Source organism: Serratia sp. CY81684 (genome assembly GCF_052166595.1).
Taxonomy (GTDB): Bacteria; Pseudomonadota; Gammaproteobacteria; order Enterobacterales; family Enterobacteriaceae; genus Serratia; species Serratia nematodiphila.
Genome location: NZ_JBJNOO010000001.1, coordinates 699,862 through 725,867, shown reverse-complemented (window position 1 = coordinate 725,867; position 26,006 = coordinate 699,862). Strand labels below are relative to the sequence as shown.

At 58.1% G+C, this 26,006-nt stretch carries 25 protein-coding genes and 1 other annotated feature; of the genes, 13 read left to right on the top strand and 12 right to left on the bottom strand.

The window, feature by feature from the left end; genetic code table 11:
• Positions 1 to 9 precede the first annotated feature (9 nt).
• On the bottom strand, positions 10 to 1,110 hold the full coding sequence (locus ACJ8QF_RS03540; RefSeq protein WP_442537266.1) for a PQQ-dependent sugar dehydrogenase: 1,101 nt from the start codon (positions 1,108 to 1,110) through the stop codon (positions 10 to 12).
• Between the two features lie 131 nt (positions 1,111 to 1,241).
• On the opposite strand from ACJ8QF_RS03540, the gene ACJ8QF_RS03535 reads away from it, so the two are divergent.
• Both ACJ8QF_RS03535 and ACJ8QF_RS03530 read left to right on the top strand, forming a co-directional pair.
• Positions 1,242 to 1,661, top strand: a complete 420-nt coding sequence (locus ACJ8QF_RS03535) for a GNAT family N-acetyltransferase (RefSeq protein WP_442537265.1) — start codon at positions 1,242 to 1,244, stop codon at positions 1,659 to 1,661.
• 11 nt (positions 1,662 to 1,672) lie between these two features.
• Positions 1,673 to 2,656, top strand: coding sequence for a magnesium and cobalt transport protein CorA (locus tag ACJ8QF_RS03530; RefSeq protein ID WP_015377262.1), 984 nt, complete (start codon positions 1,673 to 1,675; stop codon positions 2,654 to 2,656).
• A gap of 74 nt (positions 2,657 to 2,730) precedes the next feature.
• Here the strand turns inward: ACJ8QF_RS03530 and ACJ8QF_RS03525 are convergent, their stop codons facing one another.
• The 4 genes from ACJ8QF_RS03525 to speB form a co-directional block, all read right to left on the bottom strand.
• On the bottom strand, positions 2,731 to 3,543 hold the full coding sequence (locus ACJ8QF_RS03525) for a nitrilase family protein (protein WP_442537264.1): 813 nt from the start codon (positions 3,541 to 3,543) through the stop codon (positions 2,731 to 2,733).
• Entirely contained in the window at positions 3,540 to 4,967 is a 1,428-nt protein-coding gene (locus tag ACJ8QF_RS03520; RefSeq protein WP_442537263.1) for a purine-cytosine permease family protein, read from the bottom strand. The genes ACJ8QF_RS03525 and ACJ8QF_RS03520 overlap by 4 nt, the downstream gene beginning before the upstream one ends.
• A gap of 34 nt (positions 4,968 to 5,001) precedes the next feature.
• Entirely contained in the window at positions 5,002 to 6,387 is a 1,386-nt protein-coding gene (locus ACJ8QF_RS03515) for a sodium:solute symporter (protein WP_275095650.1), read from the bottom strand.
• A gap of 77 nt (positions 6,388 to 6,464) precedes the next feature.
• Positions 6,465 to 7,397 carry an agmatinase gene (gene speB, locus ACJ8QF_RS03510; protein WP_275095649.1) on the bottom strand — a complete coding sequence of 311 codons (933 nt, stop codon included), beginning with the start codon at positions 7,395 to 7,397 and terminating at the stop codon, positions 6,465 to 6,467.
• A 248-nt stretch (positions 7,398 to 7,645) separates the two neighbouring features.
• On the opposite strand from speB, the gene ACJ8QF_RS03505 reads away from it, so the two are divergent.
• A complete protein-coding gene (locus ACJ8QF_RS03505) occupies positions 7,646 to 8,551 on the top strand; it encodes a LysR family transcriptional regulator (protein WP_131164453.1) in 906 nt (301 codons plus the stop codon).
• On the opposite strand, the gene ACJ8QF_RS03500 is transcribed toward ACJ8QF_RS03505, so the two are convergent.
• The gene (locus ACJ8QF_RS03500) at positions 8,542 to 9,732 is read right to left on the bottom strand and encodes an MFS transporter (protein ID WP_442537262.1); all 1,191 of its coding nucleotides are present in this window, start codon (positions 9,730 to 9,732) and stop codon (positions 8,542 to 8,544) included. The two genes, ACJ8QF_RS03505 and ACJ8QF_RS03500, sit on opposite strands and share 10 nt — an antisense overlap.
• Before the next feature lie 137 nt (positions 9,733 to 9,869).
• Here ACJ8QF_RS03500 and ACJ8QF_RS03495 point away from each other — a divergent pair, with 137 nt between their 5' ends.
• On the top strand, positions 9,870 to 10,754 hold the full coding sequence (locus ACJ8QF_RS03495) for a LysR family transcriptional regulator (protein ID WP_442518524.1): 885 nt from the start codon (positions 9,870 to 9,872) through the stop codon (positions 10,752 to 10,754).
• 15 nt (positions 10,755 to 10,769) lie between these two features.
• Here the strand turns inward: ACJ8QF_RS03495 and ACJ8QF_RS03490 are convergent, their stop codons facing one another.
• Entirely contained in the window at positions 10,770 to 11,594 is an 825-nt protein-coding gene (locus ACJ8QF_RS03490) for an SDR family oxidoreductase (RefSeq protein ID WP_442537261.1), read from the bottom strand.
• A gap of 229 nt (positions 11,595 to 11,823) precedes the next feature.
• Here ACJ8QF_RS03490 and hisL point away from each other — a divergent pair, with 229 nt between their 5' ends.
• The 9 genes from hisL to hisIE all read left to right on the top strand — a co-directional run bounded on the left by hisL (position 11,824) and on the right by hisIE (position 19,109).
• On the top strand, positions 11,824 to 11,871 hold the full coding sequence (hisL, locus tag ACJ8QF_RS03485; protein WP_100396937.1) for a his operon leader peptide: 48 nt from the start codon (positions 11,824 to 11,826) through the stop codon (positions 11,869 to 11,871).
• Positions 11,847 to 11,973 (top strand) — a sequence feature (His leader region). (Overlaps the previous gene by 25 nt.)
• Before the next feature lie 70 nt (positions 11,974 to 12,043).
• Entirely contained in the window at positions 12,044 to 12,943 is a 900-nt protein-coding gene (gene hisG / locus ACJ8QF_RS03480) for an ATP phosphoribosyltransferase (RefSeq protein ID WP_004938793.1), read from the top strand.
• 4 nt (positions 12,944 to 12,947) lie between these two features.
• A complete protein-coding gene (gene hisD, locus ACJ8QF_RS03475) occupies positions 12,948 to 14,255 on the top strand; it encodes a histidinol dehydrogenase (RefSeq protein WP_004938796.1) in 1,308 nt (435 codons plus the stop codon).
• Positions 14,252 to 15,340: a histidinol-phosphate transaminase gene (gene hisC, locus ACJ8QF_RS03470; RefSeq protein WP_015377255.1), complete on the top strand. Its 1,089-nt coding sequence runs from the start codon at positions 14,252 to 14,254 to the stop codon at positions 15,338 to 15,340. The genes hisD and hisC overlap by 4 nt, the downstream gene beginning before the upstream one ends.
• Positions 15,337 to 16,404: a bifunctional histidinol-phosphatase/imidazoleglycerol-phosphate dehydratase HisB gene (gene hisB, locus ACJ8QF_RS03465; RefSeq protein WP_015377254.1), complete on the top strand. Its 1,068-nt coding sequence runs from the start codon at positions 15,337 to 15,339 to the stop codon at positions 16,402 to 16,404. The genes hisC and hisB overlap by 4 nt, the downstream gene beginning before the upstream one ends.
• Positions 16,404 to 16,994 carry an imidazole glycerol phosphate synthase subunit HisH gene (hisH, locus tag ACJ8QF_RS03460; RefSeq protein WP_004938803.1) on the top strand — a complete coding sequence of 197 codons (591 nt, stop codon included), beginning with the start codon at positions 16,404 to 16,406 and terminating at the stop codon, positions 16,992 to 16,994. Before hisB ends, hisH begins: the two co-directional genes overlap by 1 nt.
• A gap of 5 nt (positions 16,995 to 16,999) precedes the next feature.
• Positions 17,000 to 17,737 carry a 1-(5-phosphoribosyl)-5-[(5-phosphoribosylamino)methylideneamino]imidazole-4-carboxamide isomerase gene (hisA, locus tag ACJ8QF_RS03455; protein ID WP_265261185.1) on the top strand — a complete coding sequence of 246 codons (738 nt, stop codon included), beginning with the start codon at positions 17,000 to 17,002 and terminating at the stop codon, positions 17,735 to 17,737.
• Positions 17,719 to 18,495, top strand: coding sequence for an imidazole glycerol phosphate synthase subunit HisF (gene hisF, locus ACJ8QF_RS03450; protein WP_033633500.1), 777 nt, complete (start codon positions 17,719 to 17,721; stop codon positions 18,493 to 18,495). The genes hisA and hisF overlap by 19 nt, the downstream gene beginning before the upstream one ends.
• The gene (hisIE, locus tag ACJ8QF_RS03445; protein ID WP_049187401.1) at positions 18,489 to 19,109 is read left to right on the top strand and encodes a bifunctional phosphoribosyl-AMP cyclohydrolase/phosphoribosyl-ATP diphosphatase HisIE; all 621 of its coding nucleotides are present in this window, start codon (positions 18,489 to 18,491) and stop codon (positions 19,107 to 19,109) included. The genes hisF and hisIE overlap by 7 nt, the downstream gene beginning before the upstream one ends.
• A 74-nt stretch (positions 19,110 to 19,183) precedes the next feature.
• Here hisIE and gndA read toward each other — a convergent pair whose 3' ends face one another.
• From gndA to ACJ8QF_RS03420, 5 genes are all read right to left on the bottom strand, one after another.
• Positions 19,184 to 20,590, bottom strand: a complete 1,407-nt coding sequence (gene gndA, locus ACJ8QF_RS03440) for an NADP-dependent phosphogluconate dehydrogenase (protein ID WP_442537260.1) — start codon at positions 20,588 to 20,590, stop codon at positions 19,184 to 19,186.
• Between the two features lie 174 nt (positions 20,591 to 20,764).
• Complete coding sequence (locus ACJ8QF_RS03435; protein WP_442537259.1) at positions 20,765 to 21,880, bottom strand: acyltransferase family protein; 1,116 nt, start codon at positions 21,878 to 21,880, stop codon at positions 20,765 to 20,767.
• Positions 21,881 to 21,988: 108 nt separating this feature from the next.
• Positions 21,989 to 22,807, bottom strand: a complete 819-nt coding sequence (locus tag ACJ8QF_RS03430) for a glycosyltransferase (protein ID WP_275095644.1) — start codon at positions 22,805 to 22,807, stop codon at positions 21,989 to 21,991.
• Between the two features lie 303 nt (positions 22,808 to 23,110).
• Positions 23,111 to 24,367 (bottom strand): glycosyltransferase, encoded by a 1,257-nt coding sequence (locus ACJ8QF_RS03425; protein ID WP_049191332.1) that lies wholly within the window; start codon positions 24,365 to 24,367, stop codon positions 23,111 to 23,113.
• A 7-nt stretch (positions 24,368 to 24,374) separates the two neighbouring features.
• On the bottom strand, positions 24,375 to 26,006 hold the full coding sequence (locus tag ACJ8QF_RS03420) for a glycosyltransferase (RefSeq protein ID WP_275095643.1): 1,632 nt from the start codon (positions 26,004 to 26,006) through the stop codon (positions 24,375 to 24,377).

Below are 26,006 nucleotides of genomic sequence, written 5' to 3'. Positions count from 1 at the left end.
TGCGGGGCGCTACGACGCCCCGACCTTCAGCAGCTTGCCGTCCCGTTCGTCCGTCAGCAGATACAGGTAGCCGTCCGGCCCGCTGCGCACCTCGCGAATGCGTTCGCCGCGATCGCCCAGCAGCCGCTCTTCCGCCACCACTTTGTCCCCCTCCAGCGTCAGGCGAATCAGTGCCTTTTGCGCCAGTGCGCCGATGAACAGCGAGTGCCGCCAGGCGGGGAAACGCTGCCCGTCATAAAACGCCATGCCGCTGAGGCCGGGCGAAACCCGCCAATAGTGCAGCGGCTGTTCGGTGCCGGGCACCCGTTCTCCTTTGGCCTCCGGGATCGGCTGGCCGGAATAGTTGATGCCATAGGTGGCCAGCGGCCAGCCGTAGTTTTTACCCGGCAGCGGGATATTGAGCTCATCGCCGCCGCGCGGACCGTGTTCATGTTCCCAGATCGCGCCGCTCCACGGGTTCAGCGCCAACCCTTGCGGATTGCGGTGGCCATAAGACCAAACCTCCGGGCGTTTACCTGCCTGGCCGACCCAGGGGTTGTCCGGCGGTACCGCGCCCTCGGCGGTCAGCCGCACCAGCTTGCCCTGCAGTTTGTCAGTCTCCTGCGCCGTCGGCCGCTGGTTGTTTTCGCCCAGCGCGATAAACAGGTAGCCCTGCAGATCGAACGCCAGCTTGCCGCCAAAGTGATTGCCGACCGACAGCTTGGGTTGCTGACGGAAGATCACCTTAAAGTTTTCCAGCCGCGCGCCGTCGTCGCTCAGGCGGCCATAGCCGACCGCCGTGCCGGCTTTGCCGCCCTCGCCCGGTTCGGCGAAGCTGAGATATACCCGGCGACTGGCGCTGAAGTCGGGGGCCGGCAACACCTCCAGCAGGCCGCCCTGCCCCTCGGCGTAGACCTGCGGCACGCCGGCGATCGGCGGCGACAGGCCCTTGCCCTGCAGCCACAGCCGCAGCCGGCCGGGCCGTTCGGTGATAAGCAGGCCTTGTTCCGCCGGCAAGAAGGCCAGCGACCATGGGTGTTCCAGGCCGTCCTGCAATTGGCTGACCGTCGGCGCGGCGTGCAGCAGGCCGCTGCACAGCAGCAAACCGGCCAGCAGAGTCAATCGGGGCATGGCGTCCTCCTGAAGATGAAATGACCCGTTTAGTGTAGCCCAGCCCGTCGTAATGGGTGTTTACATTACATTTCAACGGGTTGCCTTTTAGCCGCAGTGTGCTTAAGTTAATCCATAACCCAGGAGGAAAAATGGACATTACCGTTACCGACGCGATTGACGAACATACCCTCGATGCGATCAGGCAAGGCCTGCGCGCTTACAACCTGCCGCATATCGACGCCAGCCACCGCAAGCCGCTCAGCGTCTATGCGCGCGACGAGGCCGGCACGGTGATCGGCGGGCTGACCGCCGAAACCTGGGGCAACTGGCTGAGCGTCGAGTGGCTGTGGGTGGCGGATACCCAGCGCGGCAGCGGCCTCGGCTGCCGGCTGATGCGCGCCGCCGAGCACGAGGCGCAGGCGCGCGGCTGCCGCTACGCCCGTCTCGACACCTTCAGCTTCCAGGCGCGACCGTTCTACGAAAAGCTCGGCTATCAGCTGCAAATGACGCTGAAAGAGTATCCGGTGGAACATGAGTGCTATTTTCTTACCAAAACCCTGACTGATTGATGGATGGACAGATGGACAGCAAAAGCATGGTGGTGAACTGTGTGGCGTACAAAGCCGGCCAACGGCTGGGCGAAGTGACCATCGACGATATCAGCGAGGTGGTCAAACAACCGGACACCTTCGTCTGGCTGGGGTTGCGGCAGCCGGAACCGGCGTTTATGCGCAAGGTGCAGGAGGAGTTCGGCCTGCACGATTTGGCGATCGAAGACGCGCTGTGTGCGCACCAGCGGCCGAAGCTGGAGACCTACGGCGACTCGCTGTTCATCGTGGTGAAAACCGCGCAGTGGGGCGAGCACGACGAAATCGAATACGGCGAAACCCACTTCTTCGTCGGCAAAAACTTTCTGGTGACGGTGCGCCACGGCGCCTCACCCAGCTACGCGCCGATCCGCGCCAAGGCGGAAGAGAACCACAAGCAGATGTGCCGCGGGCCGGGCTTCGCCCTCTATTCGGTGTTGGACTTCGTGGTGGATAACTACCGCAGCGTGGTAACGCGCTTCGAGAGCACCATCGAGAACATCGAAGCCAACATGTTTCAGTCGGAGTTCGATCAGGCGGCGATCGAGAACGTCTATACTCTGCGCCGCCACCTGCTGGCGCTGCGCAACGCCGCGCTGCCGATGGATGAAATCTGCAACCAGCTGATCCGTCTGCACGAAGAGGTGATCCCGAAAGAGCTGCGCGCCTACGTGCGCGACGTGCAGGATCACGCGCATCAGGTGGTCAGCAACATCGACGACATGCGCGAAATGCTGACCAACGCCATGCACGTCAATCTGGCGCTGGTGACGGTCAAACAGAACGAAGTGGTGAAACGGCTGGCGGGTTGGGGGGCGATTTTGGCTATCCCGACGGTGATCTTCAGCCTGTACGGGATGAACTTCGCCGACATGCCGGAGTTGAAATTCCCGTGGGCCTATCACGCCACGCTGGGGGCGACCGCCGTCGGCTGTATTTTCCTGTATCAGAAGCTGAAGAAATCAGGCTGGCTGTAAGCGCCAAAACGGCGGATTTTCCCGCCGGAGAAACGATCGGCGGGGCAGCCGGATCCGCCGACTGCCCCGCCGCTTCAATACAGCAGCGGCCGCCGATCGCGATGCACATGATTGTAGCGGCCGATGCGCTTGTCATCGGCCGCGCCGATATCCATCGATGCCAGCACCATGCCTTCGCCTGTCAGGCTCTGCGTCAACGGGTAGCCATCGGCGTCAATGATCACCGATCCGCCGATCCACGCAACGCCGCGCTCCGTTTCATAGCGATCGCACACCGCGATGAACAGCCGATTGACGGCGGCGTTGGCCTGCGCCTTCACCATCTCCGCCGGTCGTTCGCCCTGCGGACGCGGCGCCTGCGGCCAGTTGACCGGCGCGCACAGCAGCTGAGCGCCGGCCAACGCCGGCAGCCGCACCCATTCGGGGAATTCAAGATCGTAGCAGATCATCACCGCCAACCGGCCAAAGCGGGTCTCGACGACCGGCGGCGGCCGATCGCCTGGGGTAAAGATCGTGCTCTCCTCATGCCACAGGTGGGCCTTGCGATAAATCGCCCTCACGCCCTGCGCATCGATCAATGCCGCGCTGTTGGCCACCCCGCCATCGGGCAGCCGCTCGCAGAAACCGGCGACGATCGCCACATCCAACTCACGCGCCAGGGCCCCCCACAGGCTGAGGCTAGGCCCGTCTTCGGTCTCGGCCAACGCCCACGCCTCCGCCTTATCGCGCAACACATAGCCGCTGTTCACCAACTCCGGCAACACGATGACGTTGGCGCCGCGCTGCGCCGCATGACGGATCGCCTGAGCGGACAGCGCCCGATTATGCTCTGCTTCCCCTACCCGCAGCGCTAACTGGCAGCATGCGACGCTGATTTTTTCCTTCACTCCTGTTCTCCTTCCAATAACCCCTCGCAGCGCAACGCCACCCGCCGTTCGGCTTCGAGATCGAGCTTCCGGCACATTACGACATAAACGCTCCCGGCCACCAGCAGGCCGATCAGAAAAGCGATATCCGCGCCGCCCAGTAAAACAGCAAAGGGACCGGTGTAAAAGCCCAACGTCATGAACGGCACCATCGCCAGCAGGCCGATCGAGTAGGCCGTCAGACCGGGGCCGCCCCAGCGGCCGTAGATCCCCGCCGGGTTGAAGATTTCACCTATCGCGTAATGCCCGCCGCGCACCACGTAAAAGTCCATCAGGTTCACCGCAGTCCAGGGCACCAGGAAATACAGCATCAGCAGCACGAAGGTATTGAAGCTGGCGAGATAGCTCGCTGGGATGGCCAACGCCACCGCAAACACCGTCATAGCGACGACGCCAATGCCGGTCATGCGTAATTTTAACGTTGGCGTCACTTTACGGAACGCGTCAATCGCGCTGAGGCTGGTCAGCATCGCGCCATAACAGTTGACCGCCATGATACCAACCAGCGAGGGCACGGCGATCAGCACGGCCAACGTGCCAAACCCAGGATAGACGGCATTACCCACCGCCTGTACGCTGCCGATCGCATCGGGGGCCGGTAAGGCTGAAGCCAGAAACGCGCCCAGCGACATCAGCCAAAGCGCCGATCCGGCCGCCCCCAGATAAGTCCAAAAGATCACGTTGGCAGACGGCGTTTCATGCGGCAAATAGCGCGAATAGTCGGAGACGTACACCGCGTAGCTGATTTGATAGCCGGCGGCGGCCGACAGCTGAATCAAAAAGGCCGCCCACGAAAAATGCCCGGCGCCGACAACGGCGTCCATCCGCAGCGACAACACCGCGCTGACCGTCAGCACGCCGAACACCGCCATCATCACATAGGTCAGCCAGCGCTGCACCGCATGCAGCATATCGTGGCCGACGATCGCCAACAGTACGGCCACCGCGATCAGCAACGCATACCAGGGCAGACGGTGCCCCGGCAACACCGTGTTGATCGCATCGGTCGCGAGAATAACGTTGAACACGTTGAAACCGATGTAAACAAACACCACGGCGGCAAAGGGAACGACGGCGCCACGCAGGCCGAATTGGGCCCGCGACTGGATCATCTGCGGTAGCCCCATGCGCGGCCCCTGATTGGCATGACACGCCATGAAAAACGTGCCGAACCCCACGCCGACGGCAATGGCCAGCATCGAATAAAGCGCGCCCAAACCCAACGCCGGGCCGGTGAAACCGACCACCATCGTCGTCAAAACGAAATTACCGGTAAACCAAAACGGTGCCTGATGCCAAACCTTGCCATGCCGCTCGTGACGGGGCACATAGTCTATCGAGCGCACTTCAATTTTTGGACGTGGCGCCACATTGCGATTGTTCATATCCCACCTCGTCGCAGTCATTAGCCTCGTCGTCTCAACGCTCGGTTTGAGCCTGCAGCTGCGGCGCCGGGCGGCTCAGCAGGCTGCCCAGCACGAAGGCGACGCCGCCGCCCAGCAGACCGCCGTAGATCGGGCTGTTAGCGTCGATGCCGTGCCAGATCATCAGCCCCACCACACACAGGCTGCCGGTCAGCATGCTGGCGATGGCCCCAACGCTGGTGGCGCGCGGCCAGAAGATCGCCCCCACCAGCGGGATCAGCATGCCGCCCACCAGCAGGTTGTAAGCCAGCGTCAGCGCCGCCAGCACGTCGCGCACCACAAACGCCAGCCCCAGCATGACCGCGCCCATGAAAAGCGTGGTGAAGCGCCCGGCGGCCAGCCCGCCGGAAGGTTTACGGCGGATGGCCGGCAGCACGTCCTCCAGCACGATGGTTGAAGACGCCAACAGGCAGGCGCTGGCGGTGGACATCAGCGCCGCCAGCGCCGCGGCGGCCACCAGCCCGCTGACGCCGACCGGCAACACCGCCTGCGCGATGGCGGCGAAGGCGCCGTCGGTGTTGCTGAGCGACGGCAGCACGATCTTGCCGGCCATGCCGATCAGTGCGCCGGTCACGCCGTACAGCACGCAATAGACGCCCGCCCCCAGCCCGGCGAAGCGCGCCACGTTGGCGCTGCGGGCGGTGAACACCCGCTGCCAAATGTCCTGGCCGATCAGAATGCCGAAGAAGTAGATCAGGAAGAACACCAGAATGGTGTCCAGCCCGATCGACGACAGCTGGTAGTAACCGGCGGGCAGCAGGCTGGTGAACGCCTCCCAGCCGCCGGCCTTGACGATGCTCATCGGCATCAGCACCAGCATCATGCCGACGGTCATGATGATGAACTGAATGATGTCGGTCAGCGTCAGCGACCACATGCCCCCCAGCGTCGAATACAGCACCACCAGCCCGCCGCCGAGCAGGATAGACGCGCTGAACGACAGACCGAACATCACCTGCATCACGCTGCCGATGGCGATGATCGAGGTCACCGCTACCATCAGGTCATACGCCAGCATGATCGCGCCGCTGGTGACCCGCGCCGCCGGGTGATAGCGCCGCGACAGCACCTGGCTGACGGTATACAGCTTCAGTTTGAGCAGCGGTTTGGCCAGCACCAGACTCAGCACCACAATGCCCAGCCCCAGCGCGCCGCACAGCCAGACGCCGGAGATGCCGTAGGTGTAGCCGAGCTTGACGCTGCCGATGGTCGACGCGCCGCCGAGCACCACCGCCGACAGCGTGCCCAGATACAGCCCCGGCCCCAGGTTGCGCCCGGCCACCAGATACGCCTCTTTGGAATTGGCGCGGCGAATGCCCATCCACCCCACCGCGCCTATCACCAGAAAGTAAAACACCACGACCAGCAGATCGAGATTCATGGGTACCTCCACTCCGTAGTTATTGTTATCAGGGGCCCCGACGCAACCGCTCCGCCGGTAGAGTCAGTGCGCCGGCCTCAGCGGGCCGGCAGCACGCACAACATTTCAAACAGCAGGTTGGCCGCCAGCAGCGCGGTGTTACCGGAGCGATCGTAAGGCGGCGACACCTCCACCACGTCGCCGCCGACCAGGTTCAGCCCATGACAGCCGCGCACGATCTCCAGCCCTTGCCAAACCGACAGCCCGCCGACCTCCGGCGTGCCGGTGCCCGGTGCGAAGGCCGGATCCAGCCCGTCGATATCAAAGCTGAGATAAACCGGCGCTTCGCCCATCTGTTCGCGGATCTCCGCCATCAGCGGCGTCAGCGACCGGTGCCAGCAGGCCTCGGCCGGCACCACACGAAAGCCCTGGCGGCGTGACCAGTCGAAGTCGTCCGCCGCATAGCCACTGCCGCGCAGGCCAATCTGCACCACCTTTTCCGGCGCCAGCAGCCCCTCCTCAAACGCGCGGCGGAAGGTGGTGCCGTGCGCCAGCTGTTCGCCGAACATCTCCTCGTTGGTATCGGAATGCGCATCGACGTGGATCAGCCCGACCGGGCCATGGCGGCGGGCGACGGCGCGCAGCACCGGCAGCGTCAGGGTGTGATCGCCGCCGAGCGTCAACGGCGTGCAGCCGTGCGCTAGGATCTCGTGGTAAGCCGCCTCGATGCGCTGCACGCTGTCCGCCAGGCTGTAGGGGTTGATGGCGACATCCCCCAGATCGGCCACCTGCAGCCGTTCAAACGGCGCAGAGCCGCTGCCCATGTTGTAAGGACGGATCATCACCGATTCCTGGCGGATCTGGCGCGGGCCATAGCGAGTGCCGCTGCGGTTGGAGGTGCCGATATCGAGCGGAATGCCGACAAAGGCGGCGTCCAGACCGCGCGCCTGTTCTGCCGCGGGCAGGCGCATCATGGTGGGGAGGCCGGCAAAGCGCGGCATATCGTTACCGCTTTGGGGTTGGTTCAGCATGGCGTTTCCTTGTCGTTATCTGCGATGGATTGAAACATTTGAGCAACATTCGCAGGCTACCCCGTTGGCCACCTCGGCTACCATTCCCGCTTTTGCATGTAAACATCGGAAAACGCGATGCAACTAACTTATTGAAGTATTGATTTTTATTTCAACTTCATGCCATAAGGAAGGCCATATCTTCAGCGCCGCACCTATTTCTTCGATGTTAAAAATGGGTTAACCGGCCGACGTTCTGCGGAGGGGGAATGCTCACCAACCTAAGCGATATCGATCTGAAACTGCTGCGGGTGTTCGTCGCGGTAGCGGAAGCCCAGGGCGTCAGCGCCGCGCAGGAAGCGCTGCTGATGAACCAATCCACCATCAGCACCCATCTGGCCTCGTTGGAAACCCGACTGGGTTTTCGCCTGTGCCAACGCGGGCGCTCCGGCTTCCGGCTGACGCCCAAGGGCGAACGCATGCTGATCGCCTGCCGTTCGCTGTTCAACGCCGCCCGCGACTTCACCCGGGTCAGCCAGTCGCTGAACGGCCTGCTGACCGGCGATCTGCAAATCGGTCTGGTGGACAATCTGGTTTCGCTGCCGGGCAATCCGTTCAGCCAGGCCATCAAGCACTTTCAGCGGCGCCATCAGGACGTGCAATTGCAGTGCCGCATCTGTTCGCCGAACGAGATTGAGCAAGGGCTGCTGCACCAGCAGCTCGATCTGGGCATCGGCTACTTCGGCCAACAGCTGGAGGAGTTACGTTATCAGCCGTGGCTGGAGGAAATACAGGCGATCTACTGCAGCACGGATCACCCGCTGTTCGCGGTGGAAGAACCCGAGCGCGAGCAGATTGAAAACGCGCGCTGGGTCAAGCGCGGCTACCTGCTGGCGCAGCAGCTGTGCCCGATCGCGCCGCCTCACTTGGCGGCGGTGGCTCACCATATGGAAAGCGTCGCCCATCTGGTGCTGAGCGGTACCTGTCTTGGCTATCTGCCCACCCACTACGCGGCGCGCTGGGTGGAACAGGGGCTGCTGCGGCAGTTGGGCGGCACGGCGCTCTCTTATCGCGCCACGCTTAGCCTGGTCAGCCGCCCCGTCCAGCCCGACGAGGCGTTGAACGCGCTGCTGGAGGATTTGGCGCGCGCCGCACGCCAATCACCTCATCGCTGAGAGGCCAGCGCCCGATTCATGGCAAACAGCGTGCCGGTTAAAGACAGGACGAGGAACCCGATGATGGCCCAGGCAAAAGAGGCCGCTCCGCCCTTGTCGAGCAATATGCCGCCGACCGCGCCACCGGCCGCCACGGCGATATTCCAGCCCGTCGTATACATGGACTGCGCAACGTCGGCCGCACGGCCGGAAAGCCGTGACAATGCCGTCTGCGTGAGGGTGGCGAAACCGCCGAAAGCCACGCCCCACAATGCAACGGAGAGATAGACGATCGGGGCCGTCCGTCCCCCACTCCCCAGCAGCACGGCGGCGAAGGAAAAGATAACGATACTCGTCACCGTAAGAGATTGGACTCGCCGATCGACCAGCATCCCGGCAATGCCTAATCCGGCAATCGCGCCCAGCCCGAAGATAAACAGAACGATATCGACCCGCTCGGATAACCCCGACGGCTTGAGGAAGGGCTCCAGGTAGATATACAGAATGTTGTGGGCAACGATGAAGGTGAACACCACGAACAGCACGGCGCGGATCCCGCACTGCAAGAATACGCCGCTCAGAGACGGGCGATGCGCCTTAGCCTGGCCGGGGAAATCCGGCACGATGGCGACGATCCACGCCACGAGCGCCAGCGCCATCAACGTCATCAGGCCAAAGGCGCCTTGCCAACCGATGGCTCGACCAAGCAACGTGCCGAGCGGCACGCCGAGCACCAACGCCAGGGTGGCGCCGGCGCCGGAGATCGCAATAGCGCGGCCGCCAAGATGAGCCGGTGACATGCGCACGGCGTAACCGGCCAGCAAAGACCAAACGATGCCGCCGAAAACGCCGGCGAAGAAGCGCGTCGCCAATGAGACATGGTAATCATGCGACAGCGCCGTGACGAGGTTGACGATGGCAAAACCGCAGATCGCGCTCAACAGCAAGGGGCGGCGCCGCATGCCTTGCGTCAATGCGGTCAGCGGAATGGCGGCGACCAACGCGCCCACCGCATAGGCGGTGATGAATTGCCCCGCCAGGCTTTCAGACACGTTCAAATCGCCCGCGATCGAAGAAAGCACGCCCGCCGGCATGATCTCGGTCAGCAGCGTGATGAAAGCGGCCATTGCCAATGCCAGCAGGCCCCCCAGCGGCAACCGCTCGATGCTCCCGGCAGGCGCAGATATCGTCGTTTGATTCATCAATCACTCCCCATTCAAAGATGTTTCCGCTCATTGCGGATGACGGTTGCATCATGCTGCCCACTCGCTGATAAAAGAAAAATAGGCTAAAGTGAATAACACTCATGACACAAATGTCATTAATAGAATGGAAGCCTATGGAAAGTCTGGGTTCTCTCGACGTTTTCGTCCGGGTCAGTGAAAGCCGCAGTTTCACGGTGGCCGGGCAGCAGCTGGGGATCTCCGCGTCGGCGGTCAGCAAAACCATCGCCCGGCTGGAGGAGCGGCTCAGCGTGCGTTTGTTCCACCGTTCCACCCGCACGGTCAACCTGACGCCGGAAGGGGCCCTGTTCCTGGAAAGATGCCGACGCATTTTGAGTGAGGTGAAAGAGGCGGAAGCCGAGCTGTTGCAAACGCGGGGAACGCCTCAGGGCAAGCTGCGCATCAGCCTCCCGTCGCTGGGCACGCTCTTCATGCCAAAACTGGGGGACTTCAAGCGCCGCTATCCTGAGATCGAGCTGGATATTGATTATTCGGATCGGCTGGTTGACGTGATTGAGGAAGGTTTCGATGCCGTTATCCGCAGCGGAACCCCGAGTGACTCACGGCTGGTTGCCCGCCGGCTGGGTACCTGCCGCAAGGTTTTCGTTGGCGCGCCGGGTTATTTCAGCCAAGCGGGTATGCCGCGCAAGCCCGAGGATCTGACAAGCCATGCCCGTTTGCATTATCGCTTTCCCAGCACCGGCAAACTGGATATCTGGCCGCTGGGGGACAAGACGGATATGCTCCCCGAACGGCCGGCCAGCATGGTGACAAATACCCTCGATCCGCAGGTGTGCTTTGCGGAACAAGGGTTAGGCATCGCTTATTTGCCGGAAATCGCCGTGCGCAGACAGCTGGAACAGGGCAGCCTGGTGACGGTTCTGGATGAATACGACCGCGAGAACATGGTTTTTCATGTCCTCTGGCCGTCGGGCCGCCACCTGTCAGTCAAAATCAGGCTGTTCGTCGACTTTGTGACGAGCCACCTTTTCCCGCTTTAAACGACGTATGCTGCCTTAACTGACCGGCATACGCGTCGGATCGGGATACTGATACTCAAAACCCAGCTCGTTGCAGATGCGGTTGCCGTCCACCAGCCGCTCATCCTGCTCCGCCTCGTCGGCGAACTGAGGCGGCTCCAGATGCAGCTGCTCGGCCAGCGCCGGATAAAATTCGCGCTTGGCCGGATGACGCGGCGCGCACAGGTTGTACACGTGGCCGCCCTTCGGCAGCTTCAGCAACAGCTGGATGGCGGCGATGACGTCGTCCTGGTGCACCAGATTCACCCCCTGCGAACCGCCCTTCACGTCGAGCTTGCCCGCCAGGAAGCGGCCGGGGTGACGATCGGCGCCCACCAGCCCCGCCAGGCGCAGAATGTCCACCGAGGTGTTCGGCAATTCATGCAGCCAACGTTCCAGCTCGGCCAACACCCGCCCTGACGGCGAGACAGGCCGCAACGGTGACTCTTCGCGCAGCGTGCCTGCGGTTTCGCCGTACACCGAGGTGGAACTGGTGAAGATCACCCGCGGCACGCCAAAGGCCATCGCGCTGTCCACCAGCATGCGCACCGCATTGAAATAGTTTTCGCTGCCTTCGACGGTGCGGCGAGCGGGCAGCGTGACCACCAACGCATCCACGCGCAGCAGCGATTCCAGATCGTCCGGATCGCACACCAGCTCCGGCGTCAGTTCCAGTTGGTAGCATTCGATGCCGCTCATGCGCGCGGCCTCGACGCCGTCCGGCGTGGTTTTGCTACCGACCACGTCATACCCGCGCCCCATCAGCGACAGCGCCAACGGCATGCCCAGCCAACCCAAACCAATAATGGCTACCTTTTTCATCCTCTTCCTCTCCTGAAGATCGCAGCGCCCTACCCCTAAGGCTACGCCACTGCGCACGGCGATACAATCTGCCCGGCTTAAGGTCAGGTAAAGCTGTCTGTGGCTAATAACCTAACCTGTTTCAATAAATTAAATTTATGACGTTAAAAAAGGGTTGCGCGGTGGACAGCGGATAGTTTAGCTTAATTGGCATACGGTTTTTACCGGCTTTTGATTAGAGAAAAACACCATGACACGCGTTCAGTTCAACCACCATCATCACCATCACCCTGACTAGTCTTTCAGGCGATGAGTGCTGGAAGACGGTTTGTTAATCTTCCAGTGGCGCGCAGAACGCAAGAGAGAGCCCTCGGAAGATTTCTTCCGAGGGTTTTTTTTTGGCTCCGGACAGACAGAAAGAATAGTTTTTACAATAAATTCATAAAATTACAGATTAAACAGAGGTTACCATGCTGGACAAGACACGTTTACGGATCGCAATGCAGAAGTCGGGCCGCCTGAGCGATGAATCCCAGGAACTGCTGGCGCGCTGCGGCATCAAGATCAACCTGCAGCAGCAGCGTCTGATCGCCTTCGCGGAAAATATGCCGATCGATATCCTGCGCGTGCGCGACGACGACATTCCGGGCCTGGTGATGGACGGCGTGGTCGATCTCGGCATCATCGGCGAAAACGTGCTGGAAGAAGAGCTGCTTAGCCGCCGCGCCCAGGGCGAAGACCCGCGTTACTTCACGCTGCGCCGCCTCGATTTCGGCGGCTGCCGCCTGTCGCTGGCCACCCCGCTCGACGCCGAATACACCGGCCCGCAAAGCCTGCAGGACGCCCGCATCGCCACCTCTTACCCGCACCTGCTGAAGCAATACCTCGACAAGCAGGGCGTGCGCTTCAAATCTTGCCTGCTGAACGGCTCGGTGGAAGTGGCGCCGCGCGCCGGTCTGGCCGACGCCATCTGCGATCTGGTCTCTACCGGCGCAACGCTGGAGGCCAACGGCCTGCGCGAAGTGGAAGTGATCTACCGCTCCAAGGCTTGCCTGATCCAGCGCGACGGCGAAATGCCGGAAGCCAAACAGCAGCTGATCGATCGCCTGATGACCCGCATTCAGGGCGTGATCCAGGCGCGTGAATCCAAATACATCATGCTGCACGCGCCGAGCGAGAAACTGGACGAGATCGTCGCGCTGTTGCCGGGCGCCGAGCGCCCGACCATTCTGCCGCTGGCCGGTGCGCAGAACCGCGTGGCGATGCACATGGTGAGCAGCGAAACCCTGTTCTGGGAAACCATGGAAAAACTGAAAGCGCTCGGCGCCAGCTCGATTCTGGTGCTGCCGATTGAAAAGATGATGGAGTAACGCCATGTCGACCTTCAACACGCCGATCGATTGGGCGACCAGCAGCGCCGAACGCCAGGCCGAGCTGCTGATGCGCCCGGCCATCGCCGCCTCCGACAGCATCACCCGCACGGTGAGCGAGATCCTCGACAACGTGAAGGCCAACGGCGATCGGGCGCTGCGCGACTACAGCGCCCGTTTCGACAAGGCGGAAGTCTCGGCGCTGCGCGTCAGCGCCGAGCAGATCGCCGCCGCCGCCGCGCGGTTGGGCGACGACATCAAACAGGCGATGGCGGTGGCCGTCGCCAACGTGGAAACCTTCCACAACGCGCAGCGGCTGCCGCCGGTGGACGTCGAAACGCAGCCGGGCGTGCGCTGCCAACAGGTGACCCGCCCCATCGACTCGGTCGGCCTGTATATTCCCGGCGGATCGGCGCCGCTGTTCTCCACCGTGCTGATGCTGGCGACGCCGGCTCGCATCGCCGGCTGCCGCCGGGTGGTGCTGTGCTCGCCGCCGCCGATCGCCGATGAGATCCTGTATGCGGCGCAGCTGTGCGGCGTGCAGGAAGTGTTTCAGGTCGGGGGCGCGCAGGCGATCGCCGCCCTGGCGTTCGGCACCGAGAGCGTGCCGCGCGTGGCGAAGATCTTCGGGCCGGGCAACGCCTTTGTGACCGAAGCCAAGCGGCAGGTCAGTCAGCGCCTCGACGGTGCGGCCATCGACATGCCGGCCGGCCCTTCGGAGGTGCTGGTGATCGCCGACGCCGGCGCCACTCCGGCGTTCGTCGCTTCCGATCTGCTGTCGCAGGCCGAACACGGCCCGGATTCGCAGGTGATCCTGCTGACGCCGGACGCGGCAATGGCGCAGGCGGTGGCCGAAGCGGTGGAAAGCCAGCTGGCCGAGCTGCCGCGCGCCGAGACCGCCCGTCAGGCGCTGGCGAGCAGCCGCCTGATCGTAGCGCGCGATCTGGCTGAGTGCGTGGCGATCAGCAACCGCTACGGCCCGGAGCACCTGATTATTCAGACCCGCAATGCGCGCGAACTGGTGGACGGCATCACCAGCGCCGGTTCGGTGTTCCTCGGCGACTGGTCGCCGGAATCCGCCGGCGATTACGCCTCCGGCACCAACCACGTGCTGCCGACCTACGGCTACACCGCCACCTGCTCCAGCCTGGGCCTGGCCGACTTTCAAAAACGCATGACGGTGCAGGAGCTGACGCCGCAGGGCTTCAGCAACCTGGCCGCCACCATCGAAACGCTGGCTGCCGCCGAGCAGCTGATCGCCCACAAGAACGCCGTGACCCTGCGCGTCGCCGCCCTGAAGGAGCAAGCATGAGCATCGAAAAACTGGCGCGCGCCAACGTTCGCGAGCTGACCCCTTATCAATCGGCGCGCCGCCTCGGCGGCAAGGGCGACGTATGGCTGAACGCCAACGAATACCCGATCGCCCCGGAATTCCAGCTGACCGCGCAAACCTTCAACCGCTATCCGGAGTGCCAGCCGGCGCAGGTGATCGAACGCTACGCCGCCTACGCCGGGGTGAAGAAAGAGCAGGTGCTGGTCAGCCGCGGTGCCGATGAAGGCATCGAGCTGCTGATCCGCGCCTTCTGCGAGCCGGGCAAAGACGCCATTCTGTTCTGCCCGCCGACCTACGGCATGTACGCCGTCAGCGCCGAAACCTTTGGCGTGGAGCGCCGCACCGTGGCCGCCAAAGAGGACTGGCAGCTGGATCTGCCGGCCATCGCGGACAGCCTGGACAACGTGAAGTTGATCTACGTCTGCAGCCCGAACAACCCGACCGGCAACCTGATCGACCCGGACTCTCTGCGCAGTCTGCTGGAGCTGGCCAAAGGTAAGGCGATCGTCGCGGTGGACGAAGCCTATATCGAGTTTTGCCCGCAGGCCTCGGTGGCCGGTTGGCTGAGCGACTACCCGCACCTGGCTATTCTGCGTACGCTGTCGAAGGCCTTTGCGCTGGCCGGACTGCGCTGCGGCTTTACGCTCGCCAATGAAGATCTGATTGCTCTGCTGCTGAAGGTGATCGCCCCTTACCCGCTCTCGACGCCGGTGGCGGATATCGCCGCGCAGGCGCTGAGCGAAGAAGGTATCCGCACCATGCGCCAGCGCGTCACCGACATCGCAGCCACCCGCAGCTGGCTGCAGCAACAGCTGGAGAAATGCGCCTGCGTCGAGCAGGTTTTCGCCAGCGACAGCAATTACCTGCTGGCCCGCTTCACCGCCTCAAGTAATGTGTTTAAAAGCTTGTGGGATCAGGGCATTATCTTACGAGACCAAAACAAACAGCCCGGGTTGTCCGGCTGCCTGCGCATCACCATAGGCACCCGCGACGAATGTCAACGCGTGGTGGACGCCTTGTCCGCCCTGCCCGGCGCCAACCAGACTCGCCAGGAGCCAATGTGAGCCAAAAAATCCTCTTTATCGATCGTGACGGCACGCTGATCGCCGAGCCACCGGAAGATTTCCAGGTTGACCGCCTGGACAAGCTGGCGCTCGAGCCAGACGTGATCCCTTCCCTGCTGGCGCTGCAACAGGCGGGATATCAGCTGGTGATGATCACCAATCAGGATGGGCTCGGCACCGCCAGTTTCCCGCAGGAGACCTTCGATCCGCCGCACAACCTGATGATGCAGATCCTCAGCTCCCAGGGGATTCAGTTCGCCGACGTGCTGATTTGCCCGCACCTGCCGGCGGACAACTGCGACTGCCGCAAGCCGAAAACCGCACTGGTGAAAGGCTACCTTGAACCCGGCGTGCTCGATACCGCGCACAGCTACGTGATCGGCGATCGGCCGACCGATGTGCAGCTGGCGGAAAACATGGGCATCCAGGGGCTGCGTTACCAGCGCGGCGTGCTGGGCTGGAAAGAGATCGTGCGCCAGCTGACCCTGCGTGACCGTCACGCGCGGGTTAATCGCGTGACCAAAGAGACGCAGATCGACGTCAACGTCTGGCTGGATCGCGAAGGCGGCAGCAAGATCAAAACCGGCGTCGGCTTCTTCGATCACATGCTGGATCAGATCGCCACCCACGGCGGCTTCCGCATGGAGATCGACGTCAAAGGCGACCTGTATATCGACGATCACCACACGGTAGAGGACACCGGCCTGGCGTTGGGTGAAGCGCTGAACAAGGCGCTCGGCGACAAGCGCGGCATCGCCCGCTTCGGCTTCGTGCTGCCGATGGACGAATGCCTGGCGCGCTGCGCGCTGGATATCTCCGGCCGCCCGCACCTGGAGTACAAGGCCGAGTTCAACTATCAGCGCGTCGGCGATCTCAGCACCGAAATGGTCGAGCACTTCTTCCGTTCGCTCTCTTACACCATGGGCTGCACGCTGCACCTGAAGACCAAGGGCAAAAACGACCACCACCGGGTCGAGAGCCTGTTCAAAGTGTTTGGCCGCACGCTGCGCCAGGCGATCCGCGTCGAGGGCAATACCCTGCCGAGTTCGAAAGGAGTGCTGTGATGAACGTGGTGATTTTGGATACCGGCTGCGCCAACCTGGCCTCCGTCACCTACGCGGTGCGGCGCCTGGGTTATCAGCCGGAGGTGAGCCGCGATCCGGAGATCGTGCTGCGCGCCGACAAGCTGTTCCTGCCGGGCGTCGGCACTGCGCAGGCGGCGATGGATCAGCTGCGCGAGCGCGATTTGATCGAACTGATCAGGGCCTGCACGCAGCCGGTGCTGGGCATTTGCCTCGGCATGCAGCTGCTGGCAGCCAGCAGCGAAGAGAACGGCGGCGTGACCACGCTCGGCCTCATCGATACGCCGGTGAAGCAGATGACCGACTTCGGCCTGCCGCTGCCGCACATGGGCTGGAACCAGGTGTCCGCGCAGGCGGGCCACCATCTGTTCCGCGGCATCGATGACGGCGCCTACTTCTATTTCGTTCACAGCTATGCGATGCCGATATGCCCCAGTACCATCGCCCAGGCGAACTACGGCGAGCCCTTCACCGCCGCCGTGCAAAAAGACAACTTCTTCGGCGTGCAGTTTCATCCAGAACGTTCTGGAGCGGCCGGCGCGCAACTGTTGAAAAACTTTCTGGAGATGTAGGCAGCATGATTATTCCGGCTTTGGATTTGATCGACGGCAACGTGGTGCGTTTGCATCAGGGCGATTACGGCCAGCAGCGCGACTACGGCAACGATCCGCTGCTTCGCCTGCAGGACTATCAACAACAGGGCGCCCAGGTGCTGCATCTGGTCGATTTGACCGGCGCCAAGGATCCGGCGGCGCGCCAGATCCCGCTGCTGCGCAAGCTGCTGGCGGGGGTTGACGTGCCGGTGCAGGTCGGCGGCGGCATCCGCAACGAACAAGACGTCAGCGCCCTGCTGGAAGCCGGCGCCACGCGCGTGGTGATCGGCTCCACCGCGGTGAAACAGCCGCAGTTGGTGCAAAGCTGGTTCGAGCGCTACGGCGCCGACGCGCTGGTGCTGGCGCTGGACGTGCGCATCGACGCGCAGAGCGTGAAGCGCGTGGCCATCAGCGGCTGGCAAGAAGACTCCGACGCCACGCTGGAACAGGTGGTGGAACAGTTCCTGCCCTACGGGCTCAAGCACGTGCTGTGCACCGACATTTCGCGCGACGGCACGCTGGCCGGTTCCAACGTGGCGCTGTATCAGGAGATCAGCCGCCGTTATCCGCAGGTGGCCTTCCAGGCCTCGGGCGGCATAGGCAATCTGGACGACATCGCCCAGCTGCGCGGCAGCGGCGTTGCCGGCGTGATCGTGGGGCGCGCCCTGCTGGAAGGTAAATTTAGCGTTGAGGAGGCGATCGCATGCTGGCAAAACGGATAATCCCGTGCCTGGATGTTAAAGACGGGCAAGTGGTGAAAGGCGTGCAGTTCCGCAACCACGAAATCATCGGCGACATCGTGCCGCTGGCGCAGCGCTATGCGCAAGAAGGTGCGGACGAGCTGGTATTTTACGATATCACCGCCTCGAGCGATGGCCGGGTGGTGGACAAAAGCTGGGTGTCGCGCGTGGCGGAGGTGATTGATATTCCGTTCTGCGTCGCCGGCGGCATTAAAAGCGCCGAGGACGCCAGCCAGATCCTGTCTTTCGGCGCCGACAAGATTTCGATCAACTCGCCGGCGCTGGCCGATCCTGAGCTGATTAGCCGCCTGGCTGAACGCTTTGGCGTGCAGTGCATCGTGGTGGGCATCGACACCTGGTTCGACAGTGAAACCGGCAAGTATCACGTCAACCAATATACCGGCGACGAGAGCCGCACCCGCATCACCCAGTGGGAAACCCTCGACTGGGTGCAGGAAGTGCAGCGCCGCGGCGCCGGTGAGATCGTGCTGAACATGATGAACCAGGACGGCGTGCGCAACGGTTACGATCTGCAGCAACTGCGCCGAGTGCGCGAGGTCTGCAAGGTGCCGCTGATCGCCTCCGGCGGCGCGGGCACCATGGAACACTTCCTGGAAGCGTTCCGCGATGCGGACGTCGACGGCGCGCTGGCGGCGTCGGTGTTCCACAAACAAATCATCAATATCGGCGAACTGAAAAGGTTCCTGGTCGAACAAGGCGTGGAGATTCGCGTGTGCTGACAGAACAACAGAGAAACCAGCTGGACTGGGAGAAAACCGACGGTCTGATGCCGGCCATCGTGCAGCACGCCGTTTCCGGCGAAGTGCTGATGCTGGGTTACATGACGCCGGAAGCGCTGGCCACCACCGAGCAAAGCGGCAATGTCACCTTCTTCTCGCGCACCAAGCAGCGCCTGTGGACCAAGGGTGAAAGCTCCGGCCACTTCCTCAAAGTGCTTAGCATCACGCCGGACTGCGATAACGACACGCTGCTGGTATTGGCCAACCCGATCGGCCCAACCTGCCACCTCGGCAACAGCAGCTGCTTCCACCCGGCCGCCAGCGACTGGACGTTCCTCTATCAGCTGGAGCAGCTGTTGGCGGAGCGCAAGCACGCCAGCCCGGACAGCTCGTACACCGCCAGCCTGTATGCCAGCGGCACCAAGCGCATCGCGCAGAAGGTCGGGGAGGAAGGCGTGGAAACCGCGCTGGCCGCCACGGTCAACGATCGCGAAGAGCTGACCAACGAAGCTTCGGACCTGATCTATCACCTGCTGGTGCTGCTGCAGGACCAGGATCTGGATCTGAGCGCGGTGATCGGCCGGCTGCGCGAGCGGCATCAGAAAAAAGCATGACGTTAACTCGCACGCAATAAAAAAGCCGCCGGGCGTTAACCTCGGCGGCTTTTTTTATCGCTCAACGAGCGGGCTTATTCCATCCATTCGGTATGGAACACGCCTTCCTTGTCGATGCGTTTATAGGTGTGCGCACCGAAGTAGTCGCGCTGCGCCTGGATCAGGTTCGCCGGCAGCACCGCGGAACGGTAGCTGTCGTAGTAAGCGATCGCAGCGGAGAAGGTTGGCGTAGGGATACCGTTCTGCACGGCGTAGGCCACCACGTCACGCAGCGCCTGCTGGTATTCGTCGGCGATTTGCTTGAAGTATGGCGCCAGCAGCAGGTTGGCGATATCGGCATCCGCCGCGTAAGCGTCGGTGATCTTCTGCAGGAACTGAGCGCGGATGATGCAACCGGCGCGGAAGATCTTGGCGATTTCGCCGTAGTGCAGATCCCAGTTGTTTTCTTTAGACGCGGCTTTCAGCTGAGAGAAGCCCTGCGCGTAGGACACGATTTTGCCCAGATACAGCGCGCGGCGCACTTTCTCGATGAATTCAGCTTTGTCGCCGGCGAACGGCGCCACTTTCGGGCCGGTCAGCACTTTAGAGGCAGCAACGCGCTGATCTTTCAGCGAGGACAGGTAGCGTGCGAATACCGATTCGGTGATCAGCGACAGCGGTTCGCCCAGATCCAGCGAGCTCTGGCTGGTCCATTTGCCGGTGCCTTTGTTGGCGGCTTCGTCCAGGATCACATCGACCAGGTATTTACCCTCTTCGTCTTTCTTGGTGAAGATGTCTTTGGTGATGTCGATCAGGTAGCTGTTCAGTTCGCCCTTGTTCCACTCGGCGAAGGTTTCGGCCAGTTGCTCGTTGCTCAGATTCAGCGCCTGTTTCAGCAGAGAATAGGCTTCGGCAATCAGCTGCATGTCGCCGTATTCGATGCCGTTGTGCACCATCTTCACATAGTGGCCGGCACCGTCTGCGCCAATGTAGGTCACGCAAGGCTCGCCTTCCGCAACCGCAGCGATTTTCTCCAGGATTGGCGCCACCAGCTCGTAAGCTTCTTTCTGGCCACCAGGCATGATGGAAGGCCCTTTCAACGCGCCCTCTTCACCGCCGGAAACGCCGGTGCCGATGAAGTTGAAGCCCTGGTCGGACAGTTCGCGGTTACGACGGATGGTGTCCTGATAGTAGGTGTTGCCGCCGTCGATCAAGATGTCGCCCTTGTCCAGGTGCGGAGTCAGCGAGGCAATGGTTTTATCCGTTGCTTCACCCGCTTTCACCATCAGCAGGATGCGGCGCGGTTTTTCCAGTGATTCGACAAACTCTTCAACGGTGTAATACGGCGCCAGATTCTTGCCCGGGTTCTCAGCGATCACTTCGTCAGTTTTGTCGCCAGAACGGTTGAAAATGGAAACGGTGTAACCACGGCTCTCGATGTTCAGCGCGAGGTTGCGGCCCATTACCGCCATGCCGACAACGCCGATTTGTTGCTTGGACATTTAGGAACTCCTGTCTGAGGATGACCCTGCCGGCAACGTCGGCCAGCAGGTTTTGTGATGTGGCACACATGTTAACTCAGGATTGAGCCGGGTGGGTAGTGATTGGTGCGATAGGTCACATAATTGTCTTCTAGTCAGACGGTTAAATGTTCTACCACGGTGCAATGCCGAAACTTACTTCTTGATGAAATGTTTTTCAAAGAAGTGCCACGATAATGATGCCATTAGCAACGTTAACACCAATACAAGTGCAAGTGATTGGCCATGGGTTAACCAATCCAATTTCTTGATGGAAAGCAAGACCGGTAGATGCCATAGATAGATGCCATAAGAGATCGTTCCGCAATAGTAAAGCGGATACAATATTCTTTTTAGGAATGGTGTAATCTTAAGTGAGCATAGTGTCAACACAATCATGCCGAACGCCGTCGCCAGTAATGTCCGGAAGAATATAACCATCAAAGGATAGTTCCAGAAAGATGCATACTTCAGGTATATATACATTACACCTGTCGTGAGTGCGACTGCCGCACACATTAAAGAAACTGTAGAGTACGTTCTGTTGGAAACCAATCTATGGCCAAATTCAGACGTGAGCAACCTGGCAAGTAAAATACCCACAGCGAATTCATCTAACATACCTGGAAGCTGAGTTGCGCTGACAAATAATTTGAAAATGCCAAGTGGTTGCTGTATATCCACAAGATACACTGCAGCCAAACGCCATGCATAGGAAATGCCCAACGAGCAGAGTAACAGCACCCACCATTTAACATGTTTTAACCAATGTGCGGTGAGCGCAATAAGTATATAAAATTGCATCTCAACACCGAGCGACCAGTTGCTCCCATTAATCGCGCCGTGCAAGTCATAACTAAGGTTATGTATAAATAGTAAATGAGAGGTCAGGTTTATTGCAAAATGATTAAAGAGAAGATAAGGAGAGATAAAAATAACAAAAACAGCCAGCGTCAAATAATGAAGAGGTATGATTCTATTGATACGACGCTTCATAAAAGGGAAAAAGAATTTATCTTTTCCGCTTCTATCCAGTTGATTAAAGGCTGACATAGCGATAACAAAACCGGAAATAACGAAGAACATATCAACCCCCATCCAACCAAAGCGAAACCACAGCCACGGCCAATTGCTAGGGAAAGAGGTCCAGTTAAAATGCTCTATGACATGATAAACAACGACAGATATCGCGGCAAAGCCTCGGAGGATATCAATTGAATCAAAGTGATACTTAACGTTCTGAATTTTTGTTTTTTGCTGTATTGGTTGCATCGCTATCTTGCCCTTAATAAGACAAATCATTTAGATACAAGCTCAAAAGTCATTCACGACTTGATCTTGAAAATTCCATAGTTAAATTGTAATTAATTTTATTCTTACTTACTGATTAACCTGTTTTCTTGGCAACTGACTCAGGCAGCTCTGATTAAGGAATTCTTTATCTCTGTCGAAGAACCATCCCCATTTATTAAAGTACTTTATTGCAGAAACGATATGGTATACAAGAAAACGCTTATCTTGATAAGAGCGACGCTGAGATTCGTGAACAACCAAGGACTCAGGAAAATAACGTGTCTTATGCTTTAAACAAATTCTACGCGAAAGATCGACATCCTCAAGATACAGAAAAAAACGAGTATCAAAACATCCGACATCCTGAATTGCCTGATTGCTCACCAACATAAAACAACCGGAAAGAGACGGCGCGAAGAAAGGCTTAGTATAATCTGCGCAATGCAATTCATACCGCTGATTTAAAGAACGTGAGAAACGGGAAACAAATCGACGAGCAAAAAGTTGATAAGGCGAAGGTAACAATTTACAACCATGCTGCAGCCGTCCATCTGGATAGACGATTTTAGGAATGGCCAACCCAAGGTCCTCCAATTGACTGAATCGGTAGAGTTTATCTACCTCTCCCTTCTCAAAGGCGATATCTGGATTGCAAATCAAAAAATAATCAGCGAGATTCTTAAATTTTTCAAAAACAGCATTATGGCCAGCACCAAACCCCGCATTATCTTTCATTCGAATAATCTCGAGCTTTGGCTCATTAAAATTTATAAGCCAATCACAATAACTGCCATTGTCAACGATGACCAGTTTAGAAATACTTTCCTCTGCCAGAAGAGAATCCAATGTCTTCTGAACAGATTGATATTCATGTCGGTACAATACAAGAGATGCAATTATTTTCACTTAACATACCAAGGTTTAAAGTACAGTCAGGGGAAAAATAAACTTCCTGAAGAGTTCTAGATGAATCATTGACACAGCTAAATCTGCCAACACATTTTTCATCATAAGCAGTACGCTTTAACACTAGGCCAAACGCTGGAAATATTATTTCATCGTTCACCACTAACCTAGGCGCTAAAGATATTCACCGTTCTAAATTTCATCTCTAAAACCTCAAGGCTAATTTTAGAGATGAACTACGTTAAAAAGCCCCGTACATAACTATGGCTATGTACAGGGCCTACAGCGAGCAACAGGGCGAATTTAGTTCAGAAAGCGGCGTTTAATACCTTTGATGCCTTCATTCTTTAATACTTCCCATCCTTTCTTGCCCATTGTGACGCCAGTGCGGGGGTTGGAAAGCGAACGTTTAACAATGCCAATAAAACGATCTTTATCAAATTCTGCATTGCCGCCGCGGAATCCAGGAGTAAGCACCGTGCTGAACTGACGCAATGCATCATCTTTACTGCCATTATCGAACAGCTCAGGGTATTCTTTTGGACCTTGCTGCAGCCACCACTGGTTATAGGTATTCGCATCAAACGGCGTAGGGAAAGCTTTTTGCAAATCAATACGCTCACGGTAAACCAGACGCTGCGCCTTTGAAATGGCAGAGCCATCGGAATGCAGGCCATAAGCCCAGACCACTTTGGCCAAAGGATCCTGCGCAAGATTCTTCGTCTGATCGTCATACCAATCAATCAGTTTGTGCACATCAGAATTATCCCCGGCATTTTTAGAAGCCATGATTCGATGAGCGCCGCTGTCGAAGCCTGTGAAGTGATAGAAGCCTAACGGTTCACCATCAACAAAATAATTTCCTTTTTCGTCAACGGTAAAATCACGGGTTGTTAAATTCCAGGTGGCCACGTTGTGGCGACTGGAACGCATGATCGCCACGTCGTTGAAGAAGGCGGGAACCAGATCGATCCAACGTTGGTCGGTGAACAGGCCGTTTGGAATATCTGCACGGCAGAAATGATAAATGCGCTCTCCCCACCATTTTGCAAAAGAGAGGCCAACATCGGTTGCTGCTACCGCGCAGAAACCCAGATTATAAACGCCATGCTTCAGACTGCAGATCTCATTATCCATCACGGCGGATAGAGACGTTTCAGGTTTTGTCTGGTGCGGTGTCAGCACGACATTCGCAGAGTCCAATGCCTCCAAAATGTCATCGAGACGAGAAAAGATCACCGTATCAGGATCAAGATAGATCACCTTTTTGCAGCCTGGCAGTTGCAGCAAACGAGCAAGCATAAAAGGTTTAATCGCCGTCGCGAGTTCCACGATGGTGTGGCAATATGCCCAACCTTTCCAGTCCGGGATGTCTAATTCAGAAACTGAGACGACTTCGTCAAATGGTTCATTGCTGAGATCAATTTCGGGCCTTTTCTCATCGGCCAAGGCGAGGTGAATTGTCCATTCAGGGTGATATTTACGAATAGACTGAAACAGCATTCTCACTTTCGGAATATAGTTAAACGCTGCACTAGTAAAAACATGAATCTCAGACATACCTGCCTCACTGGATTGTATAAATTTTTCGGTGGAATTTTATCAACTCTTGCAAGACGTTGCCAGCAGACATTGAGGACAAAATCAAACCGTTTGGATAATTCTTAAGTCGTTCAGCAGGTGCTCCCAGATTAAAGCAAGCGACGGGATAACCAAGTTCAACCATTTCCTGTACGACGTAGGAAAACGTCTCAGGCCAGATAGAAGGGAATAAAATAACATTCACCCCTTTATCCTCAAGTAAATCTGGCAATTCACTCTGCTTATAAGGACCTGTCTGAGTCACAATATCTGATGGACATGAGGCTTCAATAGCACCGATAATCACAATGTCCACCGGACAACCCGCTTTTTTTATTTCGAGGGCTAACTCTTTAACGAACTCAGCCCCTTTGTGGTACCCAATTTGCCCTACGACTCCAATGCGTAATCTCTCTTTCTGTTGAACTTCTGCCTTTCGAGGCAGATAGCTCACAACATGTGGAGCGACCACCGTTTTTTCTGGCTGTATTTGATGATAAACACGTCGGTAAATATCCAACGTATTTTGAGAAAAAGTAATAAACTTATCTGAAGCGATAATCAACCCGCCCCACTGATCGCGCCACTCATTGATATCACCGGACTCAAATAATGTTGTAAACCCGTATGTGTTATTTTTTAAGCATGAGCGACAAACTTGAGGATCAGGTATATCACAATATTTTCCTTTGTCATTAATTAGAAAATGCGAAGGGCAAATAGGGAAAAGATCGTGAGCCAATGTCGTCAATGTAGCATTAGTTTTAAGCTTTAAATCGAGCAAGAAACTCGGAATGGTTTCAGGATTTACAAATGAGACACCGGTATTATAGACGATCTCCTGAACTTTCAGATAATTCAGGAGGTCGAAAACAAACCCTTCATCCGGAATTTTATAATTTTTATCGACCGACTCGCTTTTGACAATCAATTTGTAAGACAATGTTCTGATATTGAAGGCAAGAACCAATGCAGAAAACCCATCACTGATCTTGTCTTGTATCAGTCGATTTCTATAATGATTAGCACCTCCGCCCAGATCATGATCAAGGAAAAAGATAACTTTCTCACGCTCTTTCTGACTTAAAACTTTGGAAATATCACTCGCGACATTTAACCCTGTCGTTGGTTCGTGACGCTTATATCGCTTTATTTTATTATAAAGCAGGGAGATATTCCCGCCCTTAAGCAACATCAAAGCACGTTTAACGAGCACAAGCATTTGCTTTAAAACAACTTTTTTATGTATGGTCGTTTCGTTATTTTCATTGCCTGCGTGGATATAATGGCTTTCTGGAACATCAATGCTTTCCGTCGTACCGTCTCCGTAGGTGCAAAGCAGTTTTAAACCATGTTGTGCGACAGCAGCACTGAATGAACCATAAACAATATATCCCGAATGAGCAGCTTGCTCGAATTCGGAAAAATAGGAGCCTACATCCTCCCGACTTTTCCCATAATCCACGTTAATGCTAGATAATAAACCATTTTTATCAACCTGGAGTAATGCAAGCTGCTTAATACTCTTAGTTTCACTAAATATCCAGCCGTAGCTGAATACCGTCGTGCCTCTTTTGACCATAGAGTCAATTGACCAATGAAGCGTCTCACTGCTCAT